Genomic DNA, 11545 nt, shown 5'->3' with positions numbered 1-11545 from the left:
TCTCCGGCAGGTACTTCGTGAAGGCATCGGTCGTCTCGTACATGTGGTTGTCCGCGTCGAACACGGGATAGTCAATGGATCGGGACACGACACCTCTCCCAACGGTTCGGACAGAGTGACGGTCGACCAACCGATCAACCGTCAGCCTGCCTGTGGATAACGCGATACCACACAAGGTGGCCCTGGACCAGGTCGGCGACGCCTGCCGGGCGGACCAGCCTCGCCGCTGGACGCGCCCGACGGCAGTTGTGCGCCGCCGCCCGCTGCTAGAATCTGTTTTGATGTCGATATCGATTTTAGTCGACCCTACCGACCGGACGCACCGCAGGCAACGAACGGCCCGCAGGCCTGGTCGTCCGATCGTGACGCCCGCGCCAGCGCCACCGGCGCGGGGGGAGCGAGTCGGCCGTGCCGTGCCGTGCCGGAGCCGCTTCGATCTGCGCGGCGGGAGAAGCCGACAGCCGATGCGTGGGATTGGGGAATCATGAGTTCGACCGCTGCCGAGAGCCTTGCCAGCTTCCGCGACCGGGCCCGGGCGTTCGTGCGCGCGAACCTCGGCCCCGCGGGCGAGTCGGGGGTGATGAGCCTGCGCGGCGGGCGCAGCGACGAGGAGGAACTCGCCGCCGTGGCGCGCGGGCAGGAGATCCAGCGTCTGCTGGCGGACGCCGGGCTCGCCGGCATCTGCTTCCCCCGGGAGTACGGCGGGCAGGGGCTCACCCCGGAGTACCAGGCGATCCTGAACGAGGAACTGCGCGGCCACGAGTACCCGTGGCACCTGCAGTCGCCGTCGATCGCCCAGTGCGCCGCGGTCCTGCTCGAGTTCGGTACCGAGGAGCAGAAGACGCAGCATCTACCCGCGATCCTGCGGGGCGACGAGATCTGGATGCAGTTCCTGTCCGAACCCAACTCCGGTTCGGATCTCGCCGGGGCCGTGACGACCGCCGTGCGCGAAGGCGACGAGTGGGTGCTCAACGGCTCGAAGATCTGGACCACCGGCGCGTGGTGGTCGAACTGGGCGCTGTGTCTCGCGCGCACGAACTGGGATGTCCCCAAGCACCGCGGCCTGACCGTGTTCATGTTTCCCATCGATCTTCCCGGGATCGACGTCCACCGGATCGAGCTGGTCAGCGGCTCGCGCGAGTTCTGCCAGGAGTTCCTGACCGACGTGCGGATCCCGGACTCCTACCGCGTCGGCGAGATCGACGGCGGGTGGAGCGTCGCCGTCCGCTGGCTGTTCCACGAGCGGCTCGGCTTCAGCTCGCACTTCGCCACGAGCGGCGGCAGCGGCGGCCGGGCGCGGGGACGACCCGCTCGCCCGCGACCTCGTCGGGGAGGCCTACACGCTCGCGGCCACCGGGCGTGCCCTGGCGGACCGGCTCTCGACGGCGATGGCCACGGGGCGGGTGTCGGATCAGTCCGCGGCGGTCGGACGGCTTTTCCATGGCGTCGCCAGCGAGCGGACGACCTCGATCTCCTTCGAGCTCGCGGGCCCGGCCGGCGCGGCGTGGGACGGCCAGGACACCGATCTCGTGGACGTCGGCACGGACTTCCTCATCCGCCAGGTCGCGTCGATCGCCGGCGGAACCACGGAGATGGCGCGCAACGTGATCAGCGAGCGGGTGCTCGGCATGCCGCGGGAGCCGGCACCGGACCGCCAGGTCCCGTTCCGCGACGTCCGTCGAGGCTGACCGGATCCGTCCTCAGCGTGCGCTCCCGCGGCCGGCCGGCCGCGGGAGCGTTCCACTCGGGCGACCGGCCGCTACCAGCGCGGGACAGCGGCCGGCTCAGGCGACGACGCCGCGCACCTTGAGGTCGATGACGGAGTCCTGGCCCAGGCCGATCTCGGCGAGGATCTCGTCGCCGTGGTCTAAGCCTCTCGGGGTTACCCGCACCCGTCAACCCGGTCCGGTCGAGGCGACCGGACCGGGCCCCGGGGCGGGCGTCAGTCGGTGGCGAGCCGCTTGAACTCCGACACCACGTCCTTCCACCGGTCGATGCTGTCCGGATCCTGCCTCCACTGCTCGAGCGTCGAGTAGCAGACGACCCGCGAGGCCCGCCCCCGGTAGCGCTCCGCCAGCGCCTTTGGCAGATCGGACCAGGAGGCGGTGATCGCGAAGGCGTCCAGCATCTCGTCGGTGATGGTGGCGGCCAGCTGCGGGTAGTCGCGGGCCCGCATCAGTTCGGTGAGCCGCGCGCCGACGCCGGGCCAGCCCGAACGCTCGAAGACGATGTCGTAACCGGGCGTCGATCCGTAGAAGGCCAGCCGCGTGCGCAGCTGCTCCCGCTGCCGAGCCAGCGACTGCTCGTCGTCGCTGACCGCGGTCATGACCGGGCAGACCAGGCTGACCTCGTCGACCGACCGACCGGCCCGTTCGCAGCCCGCCGCCAGGTTCGGCCGCACCACCGCGTCCAGGTAGGCGAGGGTGTGCAGCGGATGGATCTTGATGCCGTCCGCGACCTCCCCCACGACGCGGCACATGTAGGGCTGGACGGCGGCGAGGTAGATCGGCGGGTCGGGGACCGTCAGCGGGCCCGGGCTCCACTCGTCCGTCAGCAGCGAGAACGAGTAGTAGTCCCCCTGGAAGGACAGCTTCGAGCGCTTGGCGAAGGCGGCGAAGATCTCCCGCAGCGCCAGCACGTACTCCTTGACCCGCGGCCCCGGGGGCTGGAACTCCGCCGAGTAGCGCCGCTCGATGTGCGGCTTGACCTGCGTGCCCAGACCGAGGTGGAAGTTGCCCCCGGTGGCCTCCGCCAGCAGCCACGCATCCTGGGCGGTCACCATGGGGCTGCGCGCGAAGGCCACCGCGATGCCGGTCCCCAGGGCCAGCCGGTCGGTCGCCGCGGCCGCGGCCGCGCTCAACGTGAAGGGCGACGCGGAACTCTCCGGTATCCAGAGCCCGTCGAACCCGGCGTCCTGCACCCGGCGCGCGCTGGTCCTGATCCCGCCGAGGGTCGAGCCGCCACCGAAAGCGTCGATCTGCACACTACCTCCAAGATCTCCAAAGTCAGCCAGGGGACATGATGGTTCGACGCGGGCGCACCCCTGGGACGCCGGCCAAGCCGAGCGGCAGCTCACGACCGGGAGCGATCCCGCTCCTCCCGCTCCAGCTCGTTCTTCAGGACCTTGCCGGTCCTGGTGTACGGCAGCGACGCCCGGAACTCCACCAGTGCCGGGATCTTGAAACGGGCCAGGGTGCTGGCACACCAGGTGCGCACCTGCTCCACCGTGAGGACCGCGCCGTCGCGCGGGACGACGAAGGCCTTCACCTCCTGGCCCAGCTCGGCGTGGTCGACGCCGATGACGGTGACGTCGGCGATGTCCGGATGCTCGATCAGACGGTTCTCGATCTCGATCGGGTAGATGTTCTCGCCGCCGCGCAGGATCAGGTCCCGGCGCCGGCTGTGCAGGTACAGCCGCCCACCGGCGACACTCCCGTAGTCGCCGGTGCGGTACCAGCGGTTCCCGTCCAGGACCTCCTCGGTCGCCGCCGGGTTCTCCCAGTAGCCGAGGAACACCGACGGCGACCGCAGGTGGATCTCGCCGACCTCTCCCGCCGGCACGACCTCGCCGCCTTCGCCCCGGATCTCGATCTCGGTGGTGGGGATCGGTGAGCCGACGGAGTCGGGCGACTCGAGGAACGGGCCGCCGCTGATCTGGGTGCCCAGGCCGGCGGTCTCGCTCATGCCATAGCCGTTGCCCAGCGCGATGCCCGGGAACCGGTCATGCAGCGCACGGACCAGCTCGGGGGCGAACACCGCACCACCGGAGCCGACGGACACCAGCGAGCGCAGATCATAGGTCTCGATGTCGGGATGGCGCAGGATCCGCCAGAACTGTGTCGGCACGCCGGACCAGGCGGTGATCCGGTGTTCGGCGGTGAGCCGCATCGTGACCGCGGGATCCCACGGACCGGCCGGTGCGAACACGAGCTTCGAGCTGGTACTGGTACCCGTAATGAAGATCCCTGCCAGACCCGAGACGTGGAACATGGGACTGGAGACGAGCATGCCAGCCTGCGGCGGCGGTGACGACGACGGAGGCTCGGCCGAGGCGGGGCGCAGCGCCAGCGCCAGCGCAGTCCGCAGACGCCCGAACATCGTCCCGCCGAGAATGTTGCGGTGCGAGAGGGTCGCCCCCTTGGGCCGTCCCGTGGTGCCGCTGGTGAACACGATGACAGCCGGCGTGTCCTCGGTGCTGGCCGCCGGCGCGGGGGCCCTGCCCGCGAACTCCCGCGCCTGCGCCCGCAGCTCGTCGAACCGGCGGACCGGCAGGGCGGCCGCCCGGGAGCTGTCCCGCAGACGCGCGAGCCGCCGGGCGTCCCCGGCCACCAGCGTCGGCGCGGCGAGTTCCAGGCCATAGTCCAGCTCCGGGGTGGTCCACCAGCCGTTCAGGCTCGTGATGATCCCGCCGAGGGTGACCACCGCCCACATCAGGATCGCGTACTCGGCGTCGTTGGCGGCGACGATGGCGACCCGGTCACCGACACCCACGCCATAGCGCTCCCGCAGGAGGACGGCCAGGGCGTCGATGTCCTCGATCGCCTCCCGGTAGCTCCACACGCGCTCCGGTGAGACCAGGAACGGCAGGTCCGGCGCGTTCCCGCGCTGGGACTCCAGCGCCTGCCGCAGGGTCCTGGGACGCCGCAGGAAGACGGTGTGCGCATGCCCCAGCACCTGCTCCTCGCCGAGCTCGAAGGGCGCGCCAGGGCCGAGCAGGGAGTCCGCGACATCAGGCGGCAGGTCGGCGGCGCCCGGCCAGCTCAGGTGGGACAGGCCTGGCCGGGTTGTCTGAGCCATGGAGGTGTCCACTCCTCGGAGGTCATCGGCATCGGCATCGAAGCGCCGTCGCCGGTGCCGGCGACGGTGGATGGCGCGCGGCGACGGTCCCCGGCGCGGGGCATGCTCCGCCGGCCACGAGTGGCACGGTGGACGGGGGCCGGCGGACGGCGCGCGATACACCGCCCACAACCATCACCAGGCCGGGCGAGGGCGGCTGGCTTGGGCGGCGATCTTCTTCCGTCGTTCGCATTGACGATGAAACGACAGGTCGGAGATCAGAGGCGATCGGTGCGTCACGCTAGAACGCCGCTCACCGGATGTCAATAAATGCGCCGGACAAGCGACGGAATCTTGCCGGACCGTCGCGCCCGGCCGGTGGGCCTGGCGGGCCTGGCGGGCCTGGATCACCCCATCCTCCCCTGCGATCCGGGGACTTCGGCGCTGCCCCCTCGGCCAAGGTCTCCGACGCGACTAGAGCCACCGACTCCCCGCCGCAATAGCCGGCTCAACCGCTCCGCTTGACCAGACTGAAGCAGCGTTCTACTGTCGTCGGGGCGCCGACCATGGCGGCATCTAACTATTTCAGTCGTTCTTCATCTGACCTGAGGTAGAGCCGTCGCGGAGCGAGACGGATTCGACGCGGCGAGCTGTCCTTTCCCAGGGTTGGATATCAGCGACCGCACTCCACCAAGCGGAACACCTGTATGATAAAATGCGCCTCGACAGGTGGACATGCGTTCCTCGCCACGGCCGGTTGGAACGCCGCGGGAAGGGATGCTCACCTTGCAGATCGCTGGTCCGCCGGCGCCGGAGACGCTGAACGAGGACCAGCTCGCCCGGCGCCAGCGCATCATCAGGGTCGCGCTCCAGTCACTGGCCCGCAGCGACTACGAGGATATAAAGATCAATGACCTCGCCCGGGACTCCAGTGTCGCGCTGGGCACCCTGTACCGGTACTTCGCGTCGAAGGAGCACCTCCTCGCGGTCGCCTTCATCGAATGGCAGTCCGTTCTGAAGATGAAGCTGGACAAGTTCGTCCCGGCCGGCGCCACCGAGGCCGAACGGCTGAGCGAGATATTCCGGCAGGTCATCAGCGCCTTCGAACAGCAGCCGCGGTTCTTCCGTTTCATGACCATTCTTCATGCCACGACGGATCCTTATGCCGCGGCCATCTCGAACTCCACCCAGGCAGTGTTCACCAGGACGGTCGAGGGCACGCTGGGCGGGCCGCTGAGCACCGACCAGTACGCCATCGTGCGGACGGTCAGCGCGGTCTTCGACCACTCGATGCGCAACTGGATCATGAAGCGGATGGCCATCGACAACGTGTACGAGCAGGTCGACACCGTGATTCGGCTGATCTACCACTACCACCCCGAGGCACGGCCGCGGGTCTCATCGACGTCGAGCCTGCCGGCACCCACTGAAGGGAACTGATCACCCATGGTCACCGCCACCTCCGGCGCCGCCGGCGGCCCGCACGCGAACGCCGCGCGGCCGGTCGGCATCGAGTTCGGCGTGTACCTGCCACAGGTGGCTCTCGGTTTCGATGCCCTGCTCGATCGGGCCCTCCTCTGTGAACGGCTGGGCTACGACTCGTTCTGGTTGTTCGATCACCTGTACGCCCCGGGCCTTCCGTCGGTGCCCAGCCTGGAGGGCTGGACACTCGCGACGGCGCTGCTCGCCCGGACCACCCGACTGCGCGTCGGCCACCTCGTCACCTGCAACAACTTCCGCCACCCCGCGCTGCTCGGGAAGATGGCGACCACGGCCGACGTCGTGTCCGGTGGACGGGTCGAGCTGGGTCTCGGCAGCGGCTCGGTGGAGCAGGAACACCTGGCGGCCGGGTTCCCCTGGGGCTCGGCGCGGGAGCGCGGCGAGCGGCTGGGCGAGGCCCTGGAGATCATCACCCGGATGTTCGCGTCCGAGCGCACCACCTTTGAGGGACGCCACTACACCGTGCGGGACCTGCCCAACCTGCCCGGCCCCGTCCAGCGGCCCCGACCGCCGATCCACGTCGGCGGCGTGGGACCGCGGTGGACGTTGCCCCTGGTCGCCCGTTATGCCGACGTGTGGAACGTCCCGACGTACGCGCTCGGCCGCATCGGCGAGGCGAGCCGCGCCCTGGACGCCGAGTGCGAGCGGATCGGCCGGGACCCGGCGACGATCCGACGCTCCGTCGAGGGTGTACTCGCGATCGCGCCCGCGGACCGGCTGGAGCAGGCCGCCGCGCTGGCACGGCGGCGCTTCGGCGACCCGGGCTACGGGCTGGACGAGGGTGGCTTCACGGGTACGCCCGAGCGGGTCCGGGAGCGGATCGCCGAACTCGTCGAGGCCGGTTTCACCACGTTCGCGTTCATCACCCACGACCGGGCCGGCGACGACACCCTTCACCTGTTCGCCGAGGAGGTCGCCGCCCACTTCCCGCGCACCCCGACGCCGCCGGCGGGACAGCGATGAGCCGGGGTGCGACGGTCAGGCGACGTCCGGGCTGGGCTTGCGTGCACGGGCGGGACGGTCCGACAGGCCCTCCGGTGTGATGAACTGGCAGCGGCACCGGCTGATCCGCCAGCCCTCCGCGGTCCGCACCAGATCGTCGGTGTAGACGGCGTTGCGGGCGACACCGTCGGAGCGGTCGACGAACAGCAGGTTCCGCGTGGTGCGGGCCTGGTCCGGTCCGAGCATGTCGATGACCGGCGGGCCGCCGAGATGCAGTCCGCCGGGAGCCGCGGTCATCATCGCGCGCAGCGCGTCGTGCCCGTCGAAGGATCGCCCGTAGACCAGGTAGCTGGCCTCTGGCGTGAACAGCCCGACCCAGCCCGCCACGTCGTCGAGGTCAAGCGTCAGGCAGTACCGGGCCAGGAGGCCACTGATGGCCACCTGGTCCTCGGGTGAGGGAAGCACTGTTCCTCCTGGGGTCCGGTCCTGCGGGGATCCGGCTGGACGCCGGGGGACAACCGATCCGTGGGACAGCCGATCCGTGGGACAGCCGATCCGTGGGACAGCCGATCCGTGGGACGTCAGAGATAGCCGAAGGTCACGGTCGCCTGGCTCACCAACCGGTCGTCGGCGCCGGCGTCGCGGAGTTCGACCACTGCGAGCGGGGCCTGGTTCGCCGCCGGCAGTTCCCGGGCGGACGCGACGAGCGGGCCGATCCGAAGCCGGTCGACATAGCGGATGTCCAGGTCCGTCGCGACCACCCGCCGCTCCCCCGCCGCCACGGCGGGCCCGCCCGCGACACGCTCCGCCGCGAGTTCGGCGAGCAGCGCCTGGGCGCCGCCGTGGACGGTGCCCGTCGGGCCGTTGGTGACCCGGTCCGAGCGGTCCAGCACGAGCGTGTGCGCGTCGTGGCACCGGGCGCCGAGGTACGCGTCGAAGGAGCCACCGGCCACCGGCTCCACCGGCGGCGGGCCCGTGGCCGCCCCCGCGCCGGTGTCCCATGCCACGTAGGTGGACACGGCCCGCGCGAACGGCGCGGCACCGGGGCCGGGCTCGGCGGCGAACAGTTCGGTCTCGGCGACGACGGCCCGGCGGCCGACCCGCAGCGGCTGGCACCGAAGGTGCACGTACCCGGTGGCCGGCGGCGGCCCCAGCAGCACGCAACGCAGGTCCATGGTGGAACCGGTCGCCGGCAGGTCCGGGCCGTTCGGCGTCTGACCGGCGACGACGTCCACCATCGTCGCCAGCACCGCGAGCCGGATCCGGCTCGAGCCGGGCAGGAACGACTCCGGGCGCACCGGCCCGCGGGCGGTCACCGCCGCTCCGTCCCGGCCCAGGCCGAGCGCCAGCAGGCGGGTGAAGGGATGCACGACTGTCCTCATCCGGGTTTCTCGACGGTCCGCACCTCGCGCCGCGCGATCGGCCACCCGTCGTCGACCCGGACGATCTCGTCGCAGTAGCGTCCGACGATCGCCGGAACCCTCCCATCGCCCTCGTAGCGCAGGAACACGAAGTCGGCCACCGCCCGGACCCGGCCGACGCCGGCGGGTTCCAGCAGCGTGTTGACCGTCAGGTGCTTGCCCCGCTGCGGGGTTTACCCTGCGTGCCCTCGAAGAACGCGAGCAGCTCGGCCGTGCCACGAACGGTCTGGTCGCCGTGGACGAAGACGCCGTCCGCCGTGAACAGTTCGACGAGACCGGCGAAATCACCGTCGTCGCAGCGGTGGCAGTACCGGGCCAGGGTCGCGCGGACGGCGAACTGGTCCGCCGGCTCCACCTCGCTCATCGCCGGCTCGCCCGGCCGGCGGCGCGGGCCAGCATCGACGCGAGGTTGGCCTGGAACGCCGGCTCGTCGAACGACTCCGTCTCGCGGTCGAGGGCGGCCGACAGCGAGGACGCCAGCGAGCGGTGCAGGGCGGCGTTGAGGACGGCCTTGGTCTCGATCACCGCCTGCGGGGGCAGCGCGGCCAGCCGGTCGGCGAGCGACAACGCGACGGTGACGGCGCTGCCCGTCGGGACGACCCGGTTGGCCAGCCCGAGCCGCAGCGCCTCGCCGGCCGGCAGTCGGTCACCCAACAGGATGAACTCCTTCGCCCGCAGCAGACTGGTCAGCAGCGGCCAGGTGAGGGCGCCCCCGTCCGCGGCGACCAGCCCGAGCGCCACATGCGGGTCGGCGAAGTAGGCGTGCTCCTCGACGACGACCAGGTCGCTCAGGGCGGCCAGGCTGCAGCCGAGGCCGACCGCCGGCCCGTTGACCGCCGCGACGATCGGGATTCGCACGGCCGTCATCCCGCGGACGATGTCGGCGGCCTCCGCCATGGTGGCCGCGCGCAGCTCGGCGTCTCTGGTCATCCGGTCCAGCAGGGCGAGGTCACCGCCCGCGGAGAAGGCGCTGCCCGCGCCGGTGAGGACGATCGCGCGGGCCTGCGGGTCGGCGTCCAGTTCCGGCCACACCCGGGCCAGCGCCGCGTGCAGGGTCTCGTCGGCGGCGTTGAGGGCGTCGGGACGGTTCAGCGTGACGACCCGGACGGCGCCGCGCGCCTCCACGAGGACGGGGGCACCTTCGGTCATGACACTCCTTCTGTGGATCCGCGGGCGGCCGGGATCTCCCCCGCCACGGTCAGGACAGGGTGTAGCGGATCGGCAGCCGCTTGGGCCCGCCGACGAAGAGGGTCTCGACGTACTCGGCGGCGCCGGCGAGCTCGACCGACGTCAGCCGGGGCATCAGTTCGGCGTAGAGGGCCTGGCCCTCGAGCCTGGCCAGGTGGGTGCCGAGGCAGTAGTGGACGCCGGCCCCGAAGGCCAGGTGGCGGTTGGGCGTGCGGCCGACGTCGAAGACGTCGGGCTGGTCGAAGGCGTCGGCGTCCCGGTTGGCCGACGGGTAGGACAGCAGCACCGACTCCCCCGCCGCGATCGCAACACCGCCCACGACCGTGTCCCGCGTCGCCGTACGCATGAACTGCTTGACCGGCGACACCCAGCGGACCATCTCGTCGAACGCGGTGGGGACCAGGCTCGGGTCGGCGGCGAGCCGCTCCCGCTGCGCGGGGTGGTCCAGCAGCGCGTGCAGCCCGCCGGCCAGGGCGGCGCTGGTGGTGTCGTGCCCCGCCGTGGCGATCAGCGTGTAGTAGCCGGCCGCCTCCAGCTCACCGATCAGCTCACCGTCGATGGTCGCGTTGGCGATCACCGAGCCGAGGTCGTCGGTGGGGTGGGCGCGCCGCTCGTGGATCAGCGTCTGGAAATAGAGGAAGAACTCCATCAGCGCGGCCATGCTCGTGTCGTCGGGCTCGTCCGCGCGGGCCAGGTCCGCGTCGTTCGCGCCGAACACCTCCTGGGTGAGTTTCAGCATCCGGGGAAAGTCCTCCTCCGGCAGCCCGAGCAGTGAAAGGATCACGTAGAGCGGATAGCTTGCCGCGATGTCGACCGAGAAGTCGCAGGCGCCGCCGAGGTCGGCCATCTTGTCCACGTACTGCTTCGCCAGCTCGGCGACGCGGCCCCGCAGCCGGCGCACCCCCAGCGGCTTGAACCAGTCCACGCTGATGTTGCGGTAGACGGGGTGGTCCGGGGCGTCCATCTGGACCAGCGTCCGGACCGGGATGTCGACCGCCTTGCCATCCTTGGGCTTCGGGCCGAGCGCGGGCCGCGGCGCGTTGATCCAGACGTCGGAGCGCCGGGCGATCGCCATCACGTCCTCGAACCGGGTGATGGCGTAAAAAGGAGCGAAGTTCGGATGCTCTACCCTGTGCACCGGCGACTCGCGCCGCAGCAGCGCGGCGGCCGCGTGGAACCGCTCGTTGTCGGCATAGGCGCGGGGATCGGTGAAGACGCTGGCCGCCGCCTCAATATCCATGACCTGGTCCCTTCGAAGTCATCGCCCACGCCAGCGCCAGCGCCAGCGCCGGCCGGACCCGGCCGGACCCGGCCGGACATTGAAACTGATATCGACATCGACAGTAGCAGCGGCCACCACCCCGGCCCAGCTTGACGGCGGACGCGTCGCCGCCAGATTATCGAAGTCGATGCCAATGTCGAGTTTCGCGCCGACGCAGGCCGTCACAGGCACAGGAGTTGACGCCGTTCTGATCACCACCGCTGCCCCCGACGTCCCCACAGACGATGTCGGCGCACTTCGCGATGCCCTGCGCGCGGCGCTCGACACGAGCCGACAGGTGACGACACCGACTCCGGACCCGCGGTGGCGCGGGCGGTGGCCGGTGCTTGCCGAACTCGGCCTGCCGGCCTTCTGCGTGCCCGAGGCGCTCGACGGCTTCGGCCTGCGCGCCGACGTGGCCGCCGCCGCCGCGACCGAACTCGGTGCCGCGCTGCAC

10 protein-coding genes and 2 pseudogenes are annotated in these 11545 nt (G+C 71.1%); 4 read left to right on the top strand and 8 right to left on the bottom strand.

The annotated features are described in order from the left end of the window. Nucleotides 1-484 precede the first annotated feature (484 nt). Nucleotides 485-1688: pseudogene (locus tag MXD58_RS10475) on the top strand (acyl-CoA dehydrogenase family protein). 254 nt (nt 1689-1942) lie between these two features. Here MXD58_RS10475 and MXD58_RS10470 read toward each other — a convergent pair. Both MXD58_RS10470 and MXD58_RS10465 read right to left on the bottom strand, forming a co-directional pair. Then, on the bottom strand, nt 1943-2983 hold the full coding sequence (locus MXD58_RS10470; protein ID WP_248838960.1) for a TIGR03617 family F420-dependent LLM class oxidoreductase: 1041 nt from the start codon (nt 2981-2983) through the stop codon (nt 1943-1945). Nucleotides 2984-3072: 89 nt separating this feature from the next. After that, nucleotides 3073-4797, bottom strand: a complete 1725-nt coding sequence (locus MXD58_RS10465; RefSeq protein ID WP_248838961.1) for a class I adenylate-forming enzyme family protein — start codon at nt 4795-4797, stop codon at nt 3073-3075. 756 nt (nt 4798-5553) lie between these two features. Here MXD58_RS10465 and MXD58_RS10460 point away from each other — a divergent pair. Both MXD58_RS10460 and MXD58_RS10455 read left to right on the top strand, forming a co-directional pair. Continuing rightward, complete coding sequence (locus MXD58_RS10460) at nt 5554-6216, top strand: TetR/AcrR family transcriptional regulator (RefSeq protein ID WP_248838962.1); 663 nt, start codon at nt 5554-5556, stop codon at nt 6214-6216. A gap of 6 nt (nt 6217-6222) precedes the next feature. Beyond that, nucleotides 6223-7239 carry an LLM class flavin-dependent oxidoreductase gene (locus MXD58_RS10455; RefSeq protein ID WP_248838963.1) on the top strand — a complete coding sequence of 339 codons (1017 nt, stop codon included), beginning with the start codon at nt 6223-6225 and terminating at the stop codon, nt 7237-7239. A 15-nt stretch (nt 7240-7254) separates the two neighbouring features. Here the strand turns inward: MXD58_RS10455 and MXD58_RS10450 are convergent, their stop codons facing one another. From MXD58_RS10450 to MXD58_RS10425, 6 genes are all read right to left on the bottom strand, one after another. Then, entirely contained in the window at nt 7255-7683 is a 429-nt protein-coding gene (locus MXD58_RS10450) for a nuclear transport factor 2 family protein (protein WP_248838964.1), read from the bottom strand. A 116-nt stretch (nt 7684-7799) separates the two neighbouring features. After that, nucleotides 7800-8600 (bottom strand): hotdog domain-containing protein, encoded by an 801-nt coding sequence (locus tag MXD58_RS10445; protein ID WP_248838965.1) that lies wholly within the window; start codon nt 8598-8600, stop codon nt 7800-7802. Continuing rightward, on the bottom strand, nt 8597-8740 hold the full coding sequence (locus MXD58_RS10440) for a hypothetical protein (RefSeq protein WP_308301939.1): 144 nt from the start codon (nt 8738-8740) through the stop codon (nt 8597-8599). The genes MXD58_RS10445 and MXD58_RS10440 overlap by 4 nt, the downstream gene beginning before the upstream one ends. Before the next feature lie 47 nt (nt 8741-8787). Further along, nucleotides 8788-9003: a nuclear transport factor 2 family protein gene (locus tag MXD58_RS10435; protein ID WP_250609257.1), complete on the bottom strand. Its 216-nt coding sequence runs from the start codon at nt 9001-9003 to the stop codon at nt 8788-8790. Beyond that, a complete protein-coding gene (locus MXD58_RS10430) occupies nt 9000-9788 on the bottom strand; it encodes an enoyl-CoA hydratase/isomerase family protein (protein ID WP_248838966.1) in 789 nt (262 codons plus the stop codon). The genes MXD58_RS10435 and MXD58_RS10430 overlap by 4 nt, the downstream gene beginning before the upstream one ends. Nucleotides 9789-9837: 49 nt before the next feature. Then, nucleotides 9838-11067 carry a cytochrome P450 gene (locus MXD58_RS10425; protein WP_248838967.1) on the bottom strand — a complete coding sequence of 410 codons (1230 nt, stop codon included), beginning with the start codon at nt 11065-11067 and terminating at the stop codon, nt 9838-9840. Between MXD58_RS10425 and MXD58_RS10420 the strand changes: the two are divergent. Next, nucleotides 11036-11545 (top strand): annotated as a pseudogene (locus MXD58_RS10420) (hypothetical protein); the annotation flags it as partial. The gene MXD58_RS10425 and the pseudogene MXD58_RS10420 overlap by 32 nt on opposite strands.

This window comes from Frankia sp. AgKG'84/4 (assembly GCF_023242965.2).
Classification (GTDB): domain Bacteria; phylum Actinomycetota; class Actinomycetes; order Frankiales; family Frankiaceae; genus Frankia.
This window is presented reverse-complemented; position numbering and strand designations above follow the sequence as displayed.